The 18,053-nt window shown below is 71.5% G+C and carries 19 protein-coding genes and 1 pseudogene; 13 read left to right on the top strand and 7 right to left on the bottom strand.

Annotated features, from left to right (window positions below; translation table 11 throughout):
• Positions 1-32: 32 nt before the first annotated feature.
• A complete protein-coding gene (locus tag IH45_RS0132625) occupies positions 33-1,358 on the bottom strand; it encodes a DUF6716 putative glycosyltransferase (protein ID WP_078897886.1) in 1,326 nt (441 codons plus the stop codon).
• Positions 1,359-1,545: 187 nt separating this feature from the next.
• Here IH45_RS0132625 and IH45_RS0132620 point away from each other — a divergent pair, with 187 nt between their 5' ends.
• The 3 genes from IH45_RS0132620 to IH45_RS0132610 are packed head-to-tail and all read left to right on the top strand — an operon-like array spanning position 1,546 to position 5,089.
• On the top strand, positions 1,546-2,523 hold the full coding sequence (locus tag IH45_RS0132620; RefSeq protein WP_030676933.1) for a glycosyltransferase family 2 protein: 978 nt from the start codon (positions 1,546-1,548) through the stop codon (positions 2,521-2,523).
• Positions 2,523-3,896 carry a polysialyltransferase family glycosyltransferase gene (locus IH45_RS0132615; RefSeq protein WP_030676930.1) on the top strand — a complete coding sequence of 458 codons (1,374 nt, stop codon included), beginning with the start codon at positions 2,523-2,525 and terminating at the stop codon, positions 3,894-3,896. Before IH45_RS0132620 ends, IH45_RS0132615 begins: the two co-directional genes overlap by 1 nt.
• On the top strand, positions 3,893-5,089 hold the full coding sequence (locus tag IH45_RS0132610; protein WP_030676925.1) for an acyltransferase family protein: 1,197 nt from the start codon (positions 3,893-3,895) through the stop codon (positions 5,087-5,089). The genes IH45_RS0132615 and IH45_RS0132610 overlap by 4 nt, the downstream gene beginning before the upstream one ends.
• 36 nt (positions 5,090-5,125) lie before the next feature.
• On the opposite strand, the gene IH45_RS0132605 is transcribed toward IH45_RS0132610, so the two are convergent.
• On the bottom strand, positions 5,126-5,788 hold the full coding sequence (locus tag IH45_RS0132605) for a TetR/AcrR family transcriptional regulator C-terminal domain-containing protein (RefSeq protein ID WP_030676922.1): 663 nt from the start codon (positions 5,786-5,788) through the stop codon (positions 5,126-5,128).
• A gap of 38 nt (positions 5,789-5,826) precedes the next feature.
• Here IH45_RS0132605 and IH45_RS0132600 point away from each other — a divergent pair, with 38 nt between their 5' ends.
• Both IH45_RS0132600 and IH45_RS1000000147140 read left to right on the top strand, forming a co-directional pair.
• Positions 5,827-7,392: an FAD-dependent monooxygenase gene (locus tag IH45_RS0132600; protein WP_078897885.1), complete on the top strand. Its 1,566-nt coding sequence runs from the start codon at positions 5,827-5,829 to the stop codon at positions 7,390-7,392.
• Between the two features lie 43 nt (positions 7,393-7,435).
• Positions 7,436-7,813 carry a nuclear transport factor 2 family protein gene (locus IH45_RS1000000147140; RefSeq protein ID WP_078897884.1) on the top strand — a complete coding sequence of 126 codons (378 nt, stop codon included), beginning with the start codon at positions 7,436-7,438 and terminating at the stop codon, positions 7,811-7,813.
• A gap of 9 nt (positions 7,814-7,822) precedes the next feature.
• On the opposite strand, the pseudogene IH45_RS0132595 reads toward IH45_RS1000000147140, so the two are convergent.
• Positions 7,823-8,971: pseudogene (locus IH45_RS0132595) on the bottom strand (MFS transporter); the annotation flags it as partial.
• 54 nt (positions 8,972-9,025) lie between these two features.
• Here IH45_RS0132595 and IH45_RS0132590 point away from each other — a divergent pair.
• Positions 9,026-9,796 carry an AraC family transcriptional regulator gene (locus IH45_RS0132590; RefSeq protein WP_030676913.1) on the top strand — a complete coding sequence of 257 codons (771 nt, stop codon included), beginning with the start codon at positions 9,026-9,028 and terminating at the stop codon, positions 9,794-9,796.
• A gap of 49 nt (positions 9,797-9,845) precedes the next feature.
• Here the strand turns inward: IH45_RS0132590 and IH45_RS0132585 are convergent, their stop codons facing one another.
• On the bottom strand, positions 9,846-11,243 hold the full coding sequence (locus IH45_RS0132585; RefSeq protein WP_030676911.1) for a GntT/GntP/DsdX family permease: 1,398 nt from the start codon (positions 11,241-11,243) through the stop codon (positions 9,846-9,848).
• A gap of 120 nt (positions 11,244-11,363) precedes the next feature.
• Positions 11,364-11,891 (bottom strand): gluconokinase, encoded by a 528-nt coding sequence (locus tag IH45_RS0132580; protein WP_030676908.1) that lies wholly within the window; start codon positions 11,889-11,891, stop codon positions 11,364-11,366.
• A gap of 134 nt (positions 11,892-12,025) precedes the next feature.
• Here IH45_RS0132580 and IH45_RS0132575 point away from each other — a divergent pair, with 134 nt between their 5' ends.
• The 5 genes from IH45_RS0132575 to IH45_RS0132555 all read left to right on the top strand — a co-directional run bounded on the left by IH45_RS0132575 (position 12,026) and on the right by IH45_RS0132555 (position 14,848).
• The gene (locus IH45_RS0132575; protein ID WP_030676905.1) at positions 12,026-12,733 is read left to right on the top strand and encodes a FadR/GntR family transcriptional regulator; all 708 of its coding nucleotides are present in this window, start codon (positions 12,026-12,028) and stop codon (positions 12,731-12,733) included.
• Between the two features lie 204 nt (positions 12,734-12,937).
• Positions 12,938-13,318 (top strand): hypothetical protein, encoded by a 381-nt coding sequence (locus tag IH45_RS0132570; RefSeq protein WP_030676902.1) that lies wholly within the window; start codon positions 12,938-12,940, stop codon positions 13,316-13,318.
• Positions 13,319-13,339: 21 nt separating this feature from the next.
• Positions 13,340-14,005: a hypothetical protein gene (locus IH45_RS0132565; RefSeq protein ID WP_030676899.1), complete on the top strand. Its 666-nt coding sequence runs from the start codon at positions 13,340-13,342 to the stop codon at positions 14,003-14,005.
• A 25-nt stretch (positions 14,006-14,030) separates the two neighbouring features.
• The gene (locus IH45_RS0132560) at positions 14,031-14,417 is read left to right on the top strand and encodes a hypothetical protein (protein ID WP_030676895.1); all 387 of its coding nucleotides are present in this window, start codon (positions 14,031-14,033) and stop codon (positions 14,415-14,417) included.
• A gap of 20 nt (positions 14,418-14,437) precedes the next feature.
• On the top strand, positions 14,438-14,848 hold the full coding sequence (locus IH45_RS0132555) for a hypothetical protein (protein ID WP_158813338.1): 411 nt from the start codon (positions 14,438-14,440) through the stop codon (positions 14,846-14,848).
• A 76-nt stretch (positions 14,849-14,924) separates the two neighbouring features.
• On the opposite strand, the gene IH45_RS01000000144335 is transcribed toward IH45_RS0132555, so the two are convergent.
• A complete protein-coding gene (locus tag IH45_RS01000000144335) occupies positions 14,925-16,256 on the bottom strand; it encodes an alpha-keto acid decarboxylase family protein (protein ID WP_050515344.1) in 1,332 nt (443 codons plus the stop codon).
• 178 nt (positions 16,257-16,434) lie between these two features.
• On the opposite strand from IH45_RS01000000144335, the gene IH45_RS01000000144330 reads away from it, so the two are divergent.
• Entirely contained in the window at positions 16,435-16,668 is a 234-nt protein-coding gene (locus IH45_RS01000000144330; protein ID WP_050515343.1) for a helix-turn-helix domain-containing protein, read from the top strand.
• 15 nt (positions 16,669-16,683) lie between these two features.
• Here IH45_RS01000000144330 and IH45_RS1000000150280 read toward each other — a convergent pair whose 3' ends face one another.
• Positions 16,684-16,893 carry a hypothetical protein gene (locus tag IH45_RS1000000150280; RefSeq protein WP_078575139.1) on the bottom strand — a complete coding sequence of 70 codons (210 nt, stop codon included), beginning with the start codon at positions 16,891-16,893 and terminating at the stop codon, positions 16,684-16,686.
• 236 nt (positions 16,894-17,129) lie between these two features.
• On the opposite strand from IH45_RS1000000150280, the gene IH45_RS0132540 reads away from it, so the two are divergent.
• Complete coding sequence (locus IH45_RS0132540; RefSeq protein WP_234440766.1) at positions 17,130-18,023, top strand: L,D-transpeptidase family protein; 894 nt, start codon at positions 17,130-17,132, stop codon at positions 18,021-18,023.
• The last annotated feature ends 30 nt before the right edge of the window (positions 18,024-18,053 follow it).

Here is an 18,053-nt window from a genome sequence, read left to right as displayed (position 1 = left end):
GTGCGGGCTCCGGGGGCGGGCGGGTGGGGTGCTCACAGCTGTCCCCAGCGGCGGATGGCGGGGGCGATGCGCTGGACGCCGTGGCGGTAGGCGCCGCGGGCGGCGTCGCGCACGGTGTCGCGGGCCAGCCGGCGCAGGCCGCCGGGCTCGGCGGTCTCGGCGGTCTGGCCGGGCAGCGGGGCGCCCTTGGGGTCGAGGCCGTAGCGGGCGAGGATGCCGGGGAGATAGCCGGGGGCGGTGCGGGGTGTGTAGTACGGGGTGAGGGGCGGCAGGCCGGCGGCGCGCAGGGCGGTGACGCGCGCTCGGGCGGCGTCGAAGGCGGTGCTGTACTCGGCCCCGGGGGCGACGCCCTGGCGGGCCAGCCAGTCCGGGTCGGGTTCGGGCCGGTGTCCGGCGTCCAGCTCGTCCCAGGAGGCGAGGCAGCCGGAGCCGAGGAAGTGGTGGTTGCCGAGGACTTCGCGGATGCCGAGGTCGGTGAGGACGGCGGTGGGGACGCCGCGGTGCAGGGACTCCAGGGCGGCGGTCGAGCTGACCGTCACCAGGAGGTCGGTGCGGTCCAGGACCTCGCCCATGTTCCCGTATGCGAGACGGCAGTTGGGGGGCAGGCCGCCGGGGAGGCGGGCGGCCAGCTTCTGGTACGGGAGTTCTTCGATGTGCGTGGTGTGTTCGCCGGGCTTGCTGCGCAGCTTGACCAGCACCTCGCGGTCGGGGTGCCGCCGGGCGTGCTCGGCCGCCCGCCGCAGCAGGTACGTACGGTCCTCGCGGCGGTCCGGTACGGAGGGCTGGGCGGCGAAGACGACCGTGTAGGGGCGGTCGCCGAGGACGGGGTCGTACGGTGCGCCGCCCAGGAACGGCAGGGCGCACTCGACCACGCTGCCCCCGTCGGCCCCGACGCCTTCGTACACCGCGCGGAACCGGTCCGCGTCGTGCCGGGAGTTGGCGAGGACCACGTCCGCGCCGTGCCGCAGCAGCAGGCCGTCGGCCAGCTTCTCGTAGACGACACCGACGTAGCCGGTGACGACGACGGGCCGCCGGGCCGCGCCGCGCCAGGCGTGCGCCAGACCGTGCAGCATCGCCTGGACGGCGCCGCCGACGCAGGCGAGGACGACCGCGTCGTACCGCGCGGTGTCCTTCATCAGCTCCAGGAAGTCCACGCCGCGGATTTCGCGCAGCGTGTCCGCACGGGCGCCGACCTCGTCGAGCTGGCGGACCGTGGGGGTGGCACGGCCGCGGAGCAGATATCCGTCCAGACGAATGTCCGATTGAATGCGGTACGCTGTCAAAGCGCCCCATTTCCAGCGGGTATCCGAATCCGCGAGCACCGCGATGCGCGGCTGGGAAGTGGTACGAGTGGGCACGACGAAAACGCTAGGAAGGCGTTCCGTTCGGCGGGCCAACTGTGCCGCAACAGCGGGTTAACAGCGCATCGCGGTACGGCGAACCAGCAGGCCGAATTGCCCGGTTAACCAGCCCGCCATTCTTCGTTCACTTGCGGGTCCGCGTCCCGTCAAGACGAATGCCGGGACCGCGCCTAACGTCACCGGGGTGGTTAAGCTCTCCGTCGTCGTGCCGTTCTACAACGTGCAGACATATGCGCCCGACACCCTGCGAAGCCTGGCGGCCAACGCCCGCGAGGACTTCGAATTCCTGCTGGTGGACGACTGCTCGCGGGACGAGACACCGCAGATCCTGGCGCGCGCCGAGGGCGAGCTGCCGGGCGCGCGGGTGCTGCGGCACGAGCAGAACGGCGGCCTGGCCACCGCCCGCAACACCGGCCTGGACGCGGCCGCCGGCGAGTATGTGACCTTCCTGGACGGCGACGACTGGCTGGCCCCCGGGTACTACGCACAACTCCTCGCCGTCATCGAGAAGTTGGACTGCGATTTCGTACGCACGGACCATGTGCAGTGCACCGCGCGCACCCGTTCGGTGCACCGCGTCCCGCACGGCCGCCGCGACGTCGCCCTGGACCCGCGCGAGCTGATCCTGCCCGCCGACCGCTCCACCTCCGTCGACTACGCCTTCGCCTGGGCCGGCATCTACCACCGCCGGCTGCTGGACGACGGCCTGCTGCATTTCACCCACGGCCTGCGCACCGCGGAGGACCGGCCGTGGATCTGGCGGCTGCACCGCGAGGCGCGGTCGATGGCGGTGACCGGACTGCTCGGCGTCTTCTACCGGCGCGGGGTGGCGTCCTCGCTCACGCAGATCGGCGACGTACGGCAGCTGGATTTCATCCGGGCATTTGATCAAGTAATCGAGGAAACGGCGCGGGACCGGGACGCGGACCGGCTGCTGCCGAAAGCCGTACGTACATATTGCGCCATCATTTCCCACCACCTCGGCTCGATCGAACGATTCGAGCCGCAGGTGGCCCGTAAATTGCGCGCCTTGAGCGCGGCGGCGCTGAAAAGAATGCCGCAGGACGTACTGAAGGAAGCACTGGATTCGATGGACACGCAGCGCGCCTCCCGTCTGCGACGGCTGCGCCGCCGTCCGGTTCCGGCGGAGGTGGCCGCCTGATGGCCCCCCGTACCGACGCACCGACGCGGCCGCGTACGCAGATCTTCCTGGCGTCCACCCTGTACGGCGCCGCCACGCTCGCCGCCGCCCTGGACACCGACCGCTTCGCCCCGGCCGACCGCAGACTGCTGCTGATCAGCAACAACGCGGCGACCCCGGAGACCTCGACACCGCTGGACCGGATGCCCGGCTTCGAGCGGCTGCGCGGCCGCTTCGACCGGGTGCTGTCGTGGAACGAGGCGATCAGCCCGTTCCACCCCGGCGGCTGGTCCCCGCGCCAGGACGACGTACCGCTGTGGGAGCGGCATCTGCGGCTGCTGTGGGACCTGGGCGAGGACGAGATCGAGCTGGTCGTGGAGTCCATCCAGGTCCACCCGGCGCTCGCGCTGGCCCAGCTCTTCCCGGGCGCGCCGGTCGACGTGTACGCGGACGGCCTGATGAGCTACGGGCCCACCCGCAACAAGCTGGACCCGCTGGTCGGCACCCGCGTCCGCCGCCTGCTGCACCTGGACCTCGTACCCGGCCTGAAGCCGCTGCTGCTCACCGAGTTCGGGGTGGGCGCGGAGACCGTGCCGACCGACGCTTTCCGCGCGGTGCTCGCCGACCTGGCCGCGGACTCCGACGCCCCGGGGCTGCGCGAGGTGCCGGAGGGCGCAGCGCTGCTCCTCGGGCAGTACCTGTCCGCGCTGGGCATCCTCACTCCCGAGGAAGAGGAGGAGCTGCACGCCCGGATGCTGCGCGGCGCGGTACGGCGCGGGCACCGCGAGGTGGTGTTCAAGCCGCACCCGTCCGCGCCCGCACGCTGGTCCCGTTCGCTGGAGCGGGAGGCGGAGAAGCTCGGCGCCGAACTGACCGTGCTGGACACGCCGGTCCTCGCCGAAGTGCTCTACCAGCGCAAACGGCCCGCGCTCGTGGTCGGCTGCTTCTCGACCGCGCTGCTGACGGCGTCCGCGTTCTACGGCCTGCCGACCGCCCGCGTGGGCACGGCCCTGCTGCTGGAGCGGCTGACCCCGTACCAGAACAGCAACCGCGTGCCGGTCACCCTCGTCGACGCGCTGGTGCCCGACCTGGCGGACGAGCCGGGGACGAAGCCGACGCCGACGCACCTCAACGGCCTGGTCGGCGCGGTCGGTTACGCCATGCAGAACCAGATCTACCCCGAGCTGCGCCCGGTCGCCGAGCGCTATCTCGCCGCCCATCTGAACGACCGCACGTGGCGCTACTTCAAGCGCCGCCGGCTGACCGCGCTGGCGCTGCCCGGCGCGATCCCGGCCCAGCTGTCCTTCATCCCGCGCAACGCGGCCGTCCGCAGGGTCGCGCGGCGCGCGCGGGCGATGCAGCGGCGCCTGAAGAAGCGGGCCGCGTTCGGATGACCGCGCAGCTTCCGGCGGAGGTGCCGCCGCCCGTGACGGTGCCCGGCCCGTCCGTGTCCGCGCTGGTCACCCGGTCGGTGCCGGCCATACGTAACGGCGCGGCGGCCCCGCCCGGCAAGAAGTCCCGCGGCGCCCCGCGCCTGCGCGCCCTCGACGGGCTGCGCCTGATCGCCGCCCTGATGGTCGCCGCCTATCACCTCGGCGGCCGGAACGGCGACATAGCCCAAGCGTGGGGCAGCTCGCCCGCGCGCCAGTTCCCGTCACTGCACGGGGCATTCGCGTACGGCTGCCTCGGCGTGCAGATCTTCTTCGTCATCAGCGGCTTCGTGATCTGCATGAGCGGCTGGGGGCGGACACTGCGGGGCTTCATCGCTTCCCGCGTCTCGCGGCTGTATCCGGCGTACTGGGTGGCGGTCCTGCTGGTCACGGCGGTTTTCGCGCTGCCGTGGGTGGCGTTCGAGGCGCTGGGCCCGAGCGACGTGCTGACGAACCTGACGATGCTCCAGCAGCCGCTGGGTGCGAAGCGGGTGCTCGGCGTGTGCTGGACACTGTGGGCCGAGATGCGGTTCTACGCGCTGTTCGCGCTGTGCGTCGTGCTGCCGGGTGCCACGCGCCGCCGGGTGGTGCTGTTCTGTGCGGGCTGGACGCTGGCGGCGGCGGTGGCGCAGGCCGTACACGTCCCGGCGCTGGACGTCGTCCTGATGCCGCAGTACGCACCGTTCTTCATCGGCGGCATCGGCTGCTACCTGCTGCACCGCTACGGCGGGCGGGACCCGGTGGCGTGGGCGGTGGTGGGCGTCAGCTGGCTCATCGGCCAGCACTTCGCGGTGGCCGGGCTGTGGCACCCGCCGTCCGCGCACGCCTTCTCCAACCGCTCGGCGCTCGTCATCATCGCGATCGTCACGGTCGGCTTCGCGCTGGTACTGGCCATCGCGCTGGGCCGGATGCGGTGGGCGAACTGGCGCTGGCTGACCGTCGCCGGGGCGCTGACGTACCCGTTCTACCTCGTCCACGAGCATCTGGGCTGGGTGGTCGTGCAGGGACTGCACCGCGGCCTGCGCCTCCCGTCGTACGCGACGTTCACGCTCACCATCGCGCTGATGCTGGCGCTGGCGTGGGTGCTGCACCGCTGGGTGGAACGCCCGCTGACACCCGTACTGAAGAACGCGATCGACCCCCGGCCGCGGCGCTGAGGCCGGGTGCCCGGGGCGGCCTCCCGGGCACCCGCCCTACCCGTCGTGCAGCAGCGTGGCCTCGATACCCGCGATGACGGCCCGCAGACCGTCGTCGAAGCCGCGGGCGGTGTCGCCGAACATCTCCACGCCGGCCGCGGCGGTGAGCGGGTAGTCGGCACCCATGACCCGTTCCCGTTCCTCCTGGTCGTAGGCCGGGTCGCGGTCCGGGGCCCCGGGCACGGGGAAGACGGACTGCTCCTCGACCACGTAGCCGATGGTGTAGACGTACGTGGTGAACCAGGCACGCGCGGCCCGTTCCGCGGTGAACCCGGCGTCCCGCAGCGTGGTCAGGAAGATTTCCATCGGCCGCATCGACGTCGGGAACCGCATCCGGGTGCCGCCGAAGACCTTGCCGCCGTCGCGGTAGGCGAGCAACGTCTGCCGCATCCCCCGGCTCCCCTGGGTGAGCATCTCTTTCCAGTCACCACCCCCGAAGCTGTCGCCGGCCGCCGGCACCAGCGCGGCCATCCGCTCGTACAGCTCGGTGGCCATCTCGTCCAGCAGCTCCTGCTTGTTCTTGAAGTGCCAGTAGAGCGCGGGCGCCTGGACGTTCAGCTCCTTGGCGATACGGCGCAGCGTGAGCCCTTCGAGGCCGACGTCGTTCAGCAGCCGCAGGGCGGTGTCCGCCACCAGTTTTCGGTCGAGTCTCGTAGCCACCTTGACAATTTAACACCGTTAAGCGCAGTCTCGAAAGCATGGAACTTAACAACGTTAAGGACAGCGTCGAGAAGATCCCCGCGGCCCGTTCCGGGGCCCTGCCCGAGCACGTCGACGTACTGATCTCCGGCGCCGGACCCACCGGCCTGGCCCTTGCCCTCGACCTCGCCCGGCGCGGCGTGCACGCCCTCGTCCTGGAGCGCCAGGACCGGCTGTCGCCCGGCACCCGCGGCAGCGGCATCCAGCCCCGCACCCAGGAGGTGTACGAGGACTTCGGGGTGCTCGACGCCATCCGGGCGAGCAGCAACCGGTACCCGAAGATCGGGTCCTGGGAGGACGGCCGCCTGGTCAACTCGTATGTGTTCGTCGAAGCCGCCGAACCGACACCGTCCGTCCCGTACGGCACGATGATGATGGTTCCGCAGTGGCGGAACCTGGAGATCCAGTACGCGCGGCTGACCGAGCTGGGCGGCACGGTGGCGTTCGGGGCCGGGCTGGAGTCGTTCACCCAGGACGCGGACGGCGTCGAGGCCCGTGTCGTACGCGCCGACGGCACCGCCCGTACGGTGCGCGCCGCCTACCTGGTCGCGGCGGACGGCGGGCGCAGCACGGTGCGCAAGGCGCTCGGCGTCACCATGACCGGGGAGAGCGTCGCCGCGCACCCGATGCTCCTCGCCGACCTCCGGCTGGACGGGCTGGACCAGCAGCACTGGCACATGTGGGGGGCGTTCAACGCCACCGATTTCGTCGCGCTGCTCCCGGTGCCGTCGGCCGGCTACTTCCAGCTCATCGCGGGCTACGCGGACCCCGGCGCGGAGCCGGACACCGCGCCCGACGCCGTGCGCAAGCTCGTCGCGGAGCGCACCCACCTCACCCTGGACCAGGTGGGCGAGGTGCTGTGGTCCTCCGCCTTCCGCCCGAACGCCGCCCGGGCCGACCGGTTCCGCGTGGGCCGGGTCTTCCTCGCGGGCGACGCGGCGCACGTCCACTCCCCCGCCGGCGGCCAGGGCCTGAACACCAGCGTCCAGGACGCCTACAACCTCGGCTGGAAGCTGGGACAGGTCCTGCGGCACGGCGCGCCCGAGTCGCTGCTCGACACCTACGAGGCCGAGCGGCTGCCGATCGCCGCCCGCATCCTGGACACCAGCACCCGGCTGCACCGCTCGGGCGACATGAAGCGCGGCAAGGACCTGCACCAGATCGACTTCGGATATCCGGGCGGACCGCTGTCCACCGAGCGGCGCACCGGCCTCGCCGACGATGCGCTGCACGCCGGCGACCGGGCTCCCGACGCGCCCTGCACCACCCCCGACGGCACCCCGCGCCGCCTCTTCGAGGTCTTCCAGGGCCCGCACTTCACGCTGCTGACCGTAGGCGACATCAAACTTCCGGCACTGGACGGTGAGATGATCCGTACATGCCGCGTCGGCGGCCCGGCCCCCGACCTGCTCGACTCCGAGGGCCATGCCCGCGACGCGTACGGCGAGGGCCTGTTCCTGGTCCGTCCGGACGGCTATGTGGCCTACGCCGCCGACGACGCGTCCGGTCTGGCGGACGAACTGGCCCGGTACGGCGTCCTCGTGGCCGCGACGCCGGTGCGGTGACCGGGAGGGGCGCAGGCCGTGAAGCGGCTGGTATGACTGGTGCATGCAGGAAGAAACCGCGCGGTCCGCGATCGACACGTTCCTCTCCGCGTTCAACGCCTCGGACGACGGCTATGTGACCGAGCTGCTCTCCCAGGCCCTGACCTCGGACGTGGTCTTCTACGGACCGCTGGGCCGCAGTGAGGGGATCGAGGCGGTCGAGCGCTTCGTGCTGGACCTCCGGCGCCACCCGGCGGGGGCCGGCACGATGGTGCGCTGCTCAGCGGTGGACATGCCGGGCGAGTGGGCCCGGTACCGGTGGGTCTTCACCACACCGGGTGGAGGCCCCCGCCTGGCGGGGACGGACGTCGTCCACCTGCGGCGCAGCCTCATCGACCAGGTGATCGTCTTCGCGGGGGAGATCGGGCCGCCCGCCGCCTGAGCCGTCCTCCCCCGGTTCGGTCAGCGTCCGCGCGATGAGCCAGGCCACCGCGCACAGCGCGATCAGCGGCAGCAGCGCGGTCCGCAGGCTCGTGGTGTCGGCGAGGGCGCCGATGGCCGGGCTGGCGACGCCGCCGACGCTGACGGCGAGGCCGAGGGTGACACCGCTGGCGGTGCCCATGCGGTTCGGCAGCAGGTCCTGGCCGAGCGTGATGTGCAGGGAGAACGGTACGTACAGGGCGGTGGCCGTCAGGGCGGCGAAGACGTACAGCGCGGGGCCGGGGACGAGGACCAGCCCGGCGACGGCCGGGACGCAGGCCGCGTAGGCGATCCGTACCGTACGGACCCGGCCCCACCGGGACGCCAGCCGGCCGCCGAGCACGGTGCCCACCGCGCCGCCCGCGAACAGGACGAACAGGGCCGCCGAACCCGCGGTGGCGCCGCCGCCCACCCGCTGCTCGGCGTAGACGGCGATGAAGGCGCTCAAGCCGACGAAGACGATGGACCGGCAGACGATGACGGCGGTCAGCCGCAGGAACTCCGGCCAGTTGTCGCGGCCCGCCTTGCGCGCCGCGGCCTTGGCGACGGCCGCCCGCGGCGCCAGGGCGCGGATCACCGCGGCGGTCAGCAGGACACCGGCCACCGCGGGCACCGCCAGCCACGGCGACGCGGTCAGCGAGCCCGCGGAGAGCAGCGGGCCGACGGCGACCGGGGCGAGGGCGAAGCCGATATTGCCGCCGAGCGAGAACCAGCCCATGGCGACATGGCTGCCGCCGCTCGCGACGCGGGCCAGCCGCGCGGCCTCCGGGTGGTAGGCGGCCACGCCGATGCCCGAGAGGGCGACCGCGAGGCAGGTGAGGACGTAGGAGCCGCCGAGTCCGGACAGCGCGATGCCCAGGCCCGCGCACAGCGTGCTCACCGGGATCAGCCAGGGCATCGTCCAGCGGTCGGTGAGCGAGCCGAACAGGGGCTGGACGATGGAGGAGAGGAGGGTGGCGGCCAGCACGATGCCGGAGGCCGCGGCGTAGCCGTAGTGGCGCTCGGCCACCAGGAAGGGCACCAGGGCCGGGACCGCGCCCTGGTAGAAGTCCACCGCCGCGTGGCCGACGGACATCGTCGCGATGGGCCGCCGGGAAGCGGCCCCGTGCTTCGTCGTCATGTACCGATCATGGCGAGCGCACCCGGTGGCGGGCTTCTCATAAACTGCCACGCCATGCCGGTTTTCCGCCAACACCCGCCGCACGTCACGACCATCACCCGCTTCCTGCCGCAGGGCACCCGGGTGGAGGCCCATCAGCACGACGTGCACCAGATCGTCTACGCGGGGCGCGGGGTGCTGACCGTGACGACGGACGCCGGCAGCTGGGTCGCGCCCGCCACCCGCGCGATCTGGATCCCGGCCGGGACGGTGCACGAGCACCGGGCGCACGGGGACACCGACCTGCACACCGTCGGCGTACCGATGGACACCGATCCGCTGGGCCTCGACCGGCCCGCCGTGCTGGCCGCCGGCCCGCTGCTGCGCGAGCTGATCATCGCGTACAGCGGTCCGGGCAGCCGTCGTACGGCGGAGGCGCGGCGCCTGCTGGCCGTACTCCTCGACCAGCTGCGCCACGCCCCGCTCCAGGCCCTGCACCTGCCCACGCCCCGCGACCCGCGCCTGACGGCGGTGTGCGCGATGCTGCGCGCCGACCCCGCCGACCCGCGGCCGCTGGCCGGGCTCGGCGCGGCAGCCGGGGCGAGCGAGCGGACCCTGGCCCGCCTCTTCCGCGCCGAGCTGGGCATGACCTTCCCGCAGTGGCGTACGCAGCTGCGGCTGCACCACGCGCTGGTGCTGCTGACGCGGGACGACCCGGCGCTGTCCGTGACCGCGATCGCGCACCGCTGCGGCTGGGCCTCGGCCAGCGCCTTCATCGATGCCTTCCGCCGGTCGTTCGGACACACGCCGGGCGCCCACCGGGAGCTGTACGGCGCCAGGTCCTGACGTCGGATTCCCGCCGTCCGCGCGGAGGGCGGGAATCTGACGACAGGGCCTACAGCACCAGGGACAGCAGCAGGACGCACACGATCCCGACGACCGAGATCAGCGTCTCCATCAGCGACCAGGTCTTGATCGTCTGGCCGACGTTCATGCCGAAGTACTCCTTCACCATCCAGAAGCCCGCGTCGTTGACGTGGCTGAAGAACAGCGAACCGGCGCCGACGGCGAGGACCAGCAGGGCGGTGTGGGTGGTGGACATGTCGGCGGCGAGCGGCGCCACCAGACCGGCGGCGGAGATGGTGGCGACCGTCGCGGAGCCGGTCGCGAGCCGGATCGCGACGGCGATCAGCCAGGCCAGCAGCAGGGTGGAGATGTTCCAGTCCTTGGACAGCTCCAGGATCATCTGGCCGACGCCCGCGTCCACCAGGGTCTGCTTGAAGCCGCCGCCCGCGCCCACGATCAGCAGCACACCGGCGATCGGCGCGAGGGACTTCTCCACGGTGGAGGCGATCCGGCCCTTGGTGAAGCCGGCCGACCGGCCCAGCGTGAACATGCCGACGAGGACGGCGGTGAGCAGCGCGATCAGCGGGGATCCGACCACGTCGAAGACGCGCTGGACCGTGGTGCCCTTGTCGTCCACCACGACGTCCACCAGGGCCTTGGCCAGCATCATCACGACGGGCAGCAGCACCGTCGCCACGGTGATCCCGAAGCCGGGGCGCTTGTCCAGCTCGCCGGAGGCCCGCTCGGGGACCATCTTCTCCGGCGGGCGGATGTCCACCCAGCGGGCGGCGTAGCGGGAGAACAGCGGACCGGCGACGATCGCCGTCGGGATCGCGACGACCACACCGAGCGCCAGGGTGACGCCCAGGTTGGCGTGCAGCGCGTCGATGGCGGCCAGCGGGCCGGGGTGCGGCGGGATCAGGCCGTGCATCACGGACAGACCGGCCAGCGCCGGGATGCCGATGCGCATCAGGGAGAAGTTGCCGCGCTTGACGACCAGCAGCACCACGGGGATCAGCAGCACGATGCCGACCTCGAAGAAGATCGGCAGGCCGACGATGCCGGCGATCAGCACCATCGCCCACGGCATCACCCGCCCGCTCGCCTTCGCCAGGATCGTGTCGACGATCTGGTCGGCGCCGCCGGAGTCGGCGAGCAGCTTGCCGAGGATCGCGCCCAGCGCGATCAGGATGCCGGTGCCCGCGACCGTGGCGCCCAGGCCGGACGAGAAGCTGGCGATGGCCTTGTCCAGCGGCGCGCCCGCGACCGCGCCCAGCACCAGCGAGCCGATGATCAGCGACAGGAAGGCGTGCAGCTTGAACTTGGTGATGAGCAGGACGATGACGGCGATGCCCGCGAGGACGGCGATGCCGAGCTGCGCGTGACCGGCCGAGGTGATCGGCTCGGTCGCGTCCGCTGCCAGCATCTCGACGCTGAGATGTGTCACGGCTGTTCCCTAAGGGGTGCTGTTACTGGTTGTGGTGGCCCCGGAGCGGTTACGCGGGGGCGGCTGAGCTGTGCCCCCGCAGATGGCGAGGGCGTACGGGCCTGGGCCCGCGCAAGGCGGTCAGGCGGGGGTGGACCGGCCGGTGTCGTAGCGGCGCAGTGCGGCGACGGCGCGCTCGGCGATCTCCTGCGGGGTGCCGGAGACGTCCACGGCGACGCCCGCCTCGTCGGCGCCGAGCGGCTCCAGCGTGGCGAACTGCGAGTCCAGCAGCGCGGTGGGCATGAAGTGGCCCTTGCGCTCGGCCATCCGGGACTCGATCAGCGACCGGTCGCCGGTCAGGTGCAGGAAGACCACGCCGGGCGCGGCGGCCCGCAGGCGGTCGCGGTAGGCGCGCTTGAGCGCCGAGCTGCTGACGACACCGCCCCGGCCCGCACGGCCGTGCGCCCAGGCGCCGATGGCGTCCAGCCACGGCCACCGGTCGGCGTCGTCCAGCGGGGTGCCGGCCGACATCTTGGCGATGTTGGCCGGGGGATGGAAGTCGTCGCCCTCGGCGTAGGGGACATCAAGGTCGGCGGCCACCAGCGGCCCGATCGTCGTCTTGCCGGTGCCGGCCACGCCCATCACGACGATGACGTGGGGGGTGCTCATCCCGTGTACCTCGCTGTCCTCATTGACCTCGGTCTGTCGTCCCACTGAAACCCATGGGATACGACGTATTCAAGCCCCTGTGACGTAAAAGTCATACTTAAAGGCGGGCCTCCCCGGGAACGTAGGCTGAACCCATGGAGAACCAGGGGGCGGGACAGGGACTGCACGCGCGGGTACTGGAGACCCTGGGCCCCGCCATCACCGCGGGCGAGTACCCGCCGGGCACGATCTTGCGCACCGACGAGCTGGAGGAGCGCTTCGAGGTCTCCCGCACGGTCATCCGCGAGGCGATACGGGTCCTGGAGTCCATGCACCTGGTGGCCTCGCGGCGCCGGGTGGGCGTGACCGTACGCCCCACCGAGGAGTGGAACGTCTACGACCCGCGGGTCATCGGCTGGCGGCTGGCCGGGCCCGACCGCCCCCGGCAGCTGCGCTCCCTGACCGTGCTGCGCTCCGCCGTCGAACCGGTCGCGGCGGGCCTGGCGGCCCGGCACGCCAGCCCCGCGCAGTGCGCCGAGCTGACCGAGCACGCCATGGGCATGGTCGCCACCTCGCGCGGCCAGCAGCTCGACGCGTACCTGGTGCACGACATGGCCTTCCACCGTGTGGTGCTGGCCGCCTCCGGCAACGAGATGTTCGCCCGCCTGGGGGATGTGGTGGCCGCGGTACTGACCGGCCGGACCCACCATCACGTGATGTTCACCGACCCCGACCCGGCCGCGGTGACCCTGCACGTCCAGGTCGCCGAGGCGGTACGGGTCGGTGACGCGGACCGCGCCGAGGCGCTGACCCGCGAGATCACGGCCGGCGCCATGGCCGAACTGGACGTGCTGGCTCCGTAGTCGGGCCCGACCACGAGACACCGCCGCGGCATTCCGGGCGGGAATGTCGTGGTCGCCCGCTGAATTCCCGCCGGGGACCACGGTTCCCGGCTTCATTTCTTCCCAACGGCGGTCCGGCCGGGGCTAACTGTGAGGGCACGGCGCGGCATCGGAAATCGATGCACTTCGCGGCGCCGCAGCACAGTTCGGAGAAAGGCCGGAACCTTGAGAACTGCCCGAAGGACCGCATTCGCCCTGGCCACCGGCGCGACGCTCTGCGCTTCCGCCCTGGCGCTCGCCCCGGCCGCTCATGCGGGGTCCGGGAACTACATCAAAGTCACCAACAAGGCGGGAATCGTCGCCACCACGTGTTACGAGTGGCAGGGCGTCTCCAGCAGCAAGGACTACTGCCACGAAGGCTATGCCGTGGGGCAGTCCCGGACCGCGTACTTCCCGGCGGACGCCACCTCGGCCGTGCTCAACCTGAAGCTGTCGAAGTGGGACCGGGCCAGGGACAGCGCCGCGGTGCAGGACACCAGCAAGAACCACTGCTTCGAGATCCGGGGTCTGCTCGGTTCGGAGAAGCTGATCGAGACCGGCTGCTGACACACAGGGAGAGACCAGTCCATGAATCTCACACGCGTGGGCGTGGTGGCCGGCGCCCTCACCACCGCACTTGCCTTCGCCGTCCCGGCGGCTTCCGCCCTCCCGCCCGTATACACCTCGGTGGACGGCGCGACGGACAACTGGGTGAACGAGGCGAAGCCGACGGCCGAATACAGGAACGGCATCAAGGAAACCGATCCGGCGCGGGTCAAGGAAGCCCTGGACCAGTGCAAGAGCCAGTCGGTCTCCTGCAAGGCGACCACGGTCGGCACCCCGGAGAAGGTGACGAAGTGGTTCGACGCCGAGGGTGCCAAGGTGCTGGAGAACTGCTCGAAGGATCCCGGCACGACGGACATCAAGCAGACGATCGGCGGCATGCACGCGTTCGCCTGGGGCTGGAACGTGGGCGGCTCCGTCGACATTCCGCTGGCCAAGGGCGTCGGCATCGGCATCAACGGCCAGTACAACGAGACCAACACCGAAACGAAGACCGAGAACACCGAGATGACCGTGAAGCCGGGGTACCGGGGCACGCTCAAGCTGGGTCACGACATGGAACGCACCGTTTCCGACATCACCATCCAGGGTGGGAAGTTCGGCGGCGCGAAGCTTTCCGGAGTACGCACCGAGGCGCTCCTGAAGGACAGCCCCAAGCGCGTCAAGACCGATATCCAGACGTGCAAGTAGCAGCAGCCGGCGGAAGGACACCACCATGACGCACATCAGACGGGCGACAGCCTGTGCCGCCGCCGCGATCGGCACCTCACTGGCCGGCGCGGTGATGACGGCACCGCAGGCATTCGCCGCCGGCTCGGGCCATTACATCAATTTCTCGAACGAGGGCGGGTTCGTGGTCAATACCTGCTACAAGTGGCAGGGCTCGCAGACCTCCGACAGCTGCGCCTCCGGAAAGAAGATCAACGACACCTGGCGGGTGGAAATACCGGATGACGCGACCGGTGTGGAGCTCAATGTGAACGTGCTGGCACAGGTTGGCGGCGGGAATCTCTCACCGCAGATCACCGACCTGAAGCGCGATTACTGCTACACGCTCTACGGCACCACGTTCACCGCGAAGATCGTCGAGAAGTCGTGCTAGGCCGGGACGGGAGGGACACCGTGACGAACACGGGAATGCGACGGGCCAGGCGGGCGGGCGGACTCGGGGCGGCCGCTCTCACCATCGTACTGGGCGGTGGAATTCTGACGGCGCCGTCGGCCGCCGCCGGCTCGGCGAACTTCATCCAGTTCAAGAGCGATGCGCTGTACTTCGTCGACACCTGCTACGAATGGCAGGGCCCCGACGGCATCCAGAAGAAGAACTACTGCCACAACGCCAAGGCGGTGGGAAGCACCTGGAAGGCGAACTTCCCGGAGGAAGCGACCGGGGCCACCGTCAAGGTGACCTTCGCCGGTTACACCGGGGGCCCGCCGAAGACGGTCACCATCGACAACGCCGACAAGAACCACTGCTACCAGCTCAAGGGCACGTGGCCGAACTACGCGGACGTCCTGCGCGTGAACTGCTGACCCGGGCACGCCGGACCACGGCGGCCCCCGGACCACCGGTCTCCCCCAAGGCCGCCGGTGGCCCGGGGGCCCGCCCTCATGCCCCGTACGCGGTCTGCTCCGCGAACCGCCGTGCCAGAGCCGTGAGCAGTTCGGGGGCGTCCTCGCGCGGCAAGACCGCTTCGATCAGTACCAGTTCGTCCGGTGTACGGGCGGCGAGCGCCAGCACGTCGGCCAGTTCGGCGGGGGTCGTCACCCGTACCGCGACCGTGCCGGGGCCCGCGCCGAAGGCGGCGGGCAGGGCGGTGTGGTCCCAGGCGGCGATGTCGTTGTACGGGGCGGTGGCGCCGTGGATGGCCCGTTCGGCCGTATGGCCATCGTTGTTGACGACCACGATCACCGGGGCCGCGCCGTACCGGGCCATGGTGCCCAGCTCCTGCGCGGTGAGCTGGAGGGAGCCGTCCCCGATCACCAGCATCGACCGGCGGCCCGGTGCGGCCAGTTCGGTACCGAGGGTGGCGGGCAGGGTGTAGCCGATCGAGCCCCACAGGGGCTGCCCGACGAAGCGCGCGTCCGCGGGCAGCGGCACTTCCTGGGCACCGTAGAAGGCGGTGCCCTGTTCGGCGACGAGCACACTGCCCTCCGGGGCGAACGGGCCGACGGCAGGCCAGGTGTGACGTTGCATCAGCTCACCTCCCCCGGTCACACGCGGAAACCCGGCAGCCCTCCCGTACCCCTCAGGCACCGGCAGCCTCATCCCCCTCAGCACCTCACCCAACCCGCCGACCGCCTCGGCCATGCCTATCCCCTCGTACACCGCGCGGCCCGCCGCCGCTCGGGACGGCCGCAGTTCGATGGTCCGCTCCGGGGCGAAGTGGTGGCTGAAGCCGCCGGTCACGCTGTCCGAGACCGGGGCGCCGACCAGGATCAGGCAGTCCGCGTCCTCGACGGCCGACCGGGCCCGCTTGTCGCTGATCCCGCCGGTGTACGTACCGGCGAACCCGGTGGCGGTCTCGTCCAGCACGCCCTTGCCGCTGGAGAAGACGGCGGACCGGACCGGCGCCGCGGCGAGCAGGTCGCGCAGCGGTCCGCGCAGCCCGTGCCGCTCGGCCTCGTGCCCGGCCAGCACGGTGACGCCGCGCGCCCCGTCCAGCATCCGCGCACAGCCCGCGAGGAAGTCCCGCAGCACACCGGGCTCCGCCGGCTCTTCCGGCGCGAGCAGCGGCTCGCCCGGCGCCGGAACCCCGGCCAGGACCACATCCGTCGGCAGGTTCAGGTGGACCGGCCTGCTCTGCCGGATCATCGCGCGCAGTACGCGGTCGATCTCCGCGGGCGCGTTGTCCGCGGTCAGGTCGGCGCGTGCCACGGTGACCTCGGCGAACATCCGGCCGAAGTGGCCGTAATCACCGTCCATCAGGGTGTGGTGCACGGGGCGGCGGTGCCGCGCAGCCGGGCGTAGCCGTCGGCGGCGTAGGCGGCGTCCAGCTCGTTGCAGGTGCCGACCCAGGTGTGGTCCGCGGAGTCGGCGAGCTGTGCCGCACGCTCCAGCTCACCAAGCAGGCCATCAACGGTCCGCTGCGCAAGCTCACCGAGGAGCGGATGGGCGGATGACGCCCGGGGCGCAGGACCGGCGCCGCAAGGAACTCCACCTCACCGACCGCGGCACGGAACTCGAACGCAAGCTGCACGAACGCCAGCGGACGCTGTTCGCGGCAGCCCTGGAGGAAGCGGGCCCTGAGGCCGCCGAAGGCTGGCGGGCGATGCTGGCGCCCCTGGCCGGCCAGGACTGGACGGCGTTCACCGCCTCGGCGGCCGAGCGACGCGCGCCCCAGCGGCCGTAACCAGAGCCCTTCCCGTCAGAACAGCGGCTGCTGCCCCGGAAACGGCGGCTCCTCCGGATCGAACAGCCGCTCGGCGGGAGCCATCATCGGAGCGATTCGGCGGGAGCCGGGGCACGACACGAGTTCGAGCACGGTCCGTCGCCCCGGCGGGTCGTGCCGGGCGAAACGTCCGCCGACGACGGCGATCTCTCGACTGCATACGGGGCAGGGGCGACGCGGTGACATTTCCTCAGTGTCTCCCGAACGCGCCCCGGGGATGCGCGGCGGGTGGCGCGAGGCCCGCCGTACCCCGGTCGCATCGCACGCCGCACGCGCCGTGGGAGTGCGCCGTACCGCACGCGCGTGCCCCCGCACCACAGGGTGGCCCCAGGTTCGGGTCGCCACGCCCCTGGGAAACAAGGGAAGGGGCCAGTGACGCCTCGGGAGGTGATGCGATGACACGGTTGCGGAGAGGACAAGCGGTGCGCAAGGGACCGGCGGTGGCCGCGGGACTGCTGATGGTGGCCGTGACGGCCGGCTGCAAGACGGTGGTGATCACGCCGTCCGGCGGCTACTCGCCCACCACCGCGCCCCCACAAAGCCGTACGTCCCAGCGCGCGGAAGCCTACCCGGCGCGCACCCAGGCACCCCCCAAACGGCCCCGCACCACCAATCCCACCAAACCCGCCAAACACGTCAAGCACACCAAACCCGCCAAGCAGGCCAAACCCGCTCGCGGCCCCGCGAGAACCGTCCTCGCCAAGGGCTCCCGCGGCCCCCGGGTCCGCGCGCTCCAGGCCCGGCTGGCGCAACTGGCGTACTTCCGCCAGAAGCCCACCGGCAACTACGGCCGGCGCACCGCCGCCGCCGTCTCGGCCTTCCAGGGCAAACACGGCCTGCGCTGCACCGGCACCCTCGACAAGGCGACCTGGAACACCCTGCGCGCGCTCACCCGCCCGCCCACCCGCTCCGAGATGTACCCGTCCACCAGCAGGCCGGTCGCGGTCCCCGACCGGCGCTGCCTGAAGGGCCGGGTCCTGTGCGTCAGCAAGCGGAGCAACACCCTCGCGTGGATGGTGGACGGCCAGGTGCGCTCCACGATGGACGTCCGGTTCGGCGCTCAGTACACGCCCACCCGTGAGGGCACGTTCCGGATCGGCTTCAAGAGCCGCCGCCACATCTCGTCGATCTACCACACGCCCATGCCGTACGCGATGTTCTTCAGCGGCGGCCAGGCCATCCACTTCTCCCCGGATTTCGCTGCCCACGGCTACCAGGGAGCCTCCCACGGCTGCGTGAACGTAAGGGACAAGCAGAAGATCGCCGCCCTCTTCCAACAGGTCAAACCGGGCGACAAGGTGGTCATCTACAAATAGCCAAGACGGCCCATCAGTAACAGCACCATC

This window comes from Streptomyces rimosus subsp. rimosus (assembly GCF_000720725.1).
Taxonomy (GTDB): Bacteria; Actinomycetota; Actinomycetes; order Streptomycetales; family Streptomycetaceae; genus Streptomyces; species Streptomyces rimosus_A.
The sequence above is the reverse complement of the archived record's forward strand: the minus strand, read 5'-3'. Positions and strand labels throughout refer to the sequence as shown.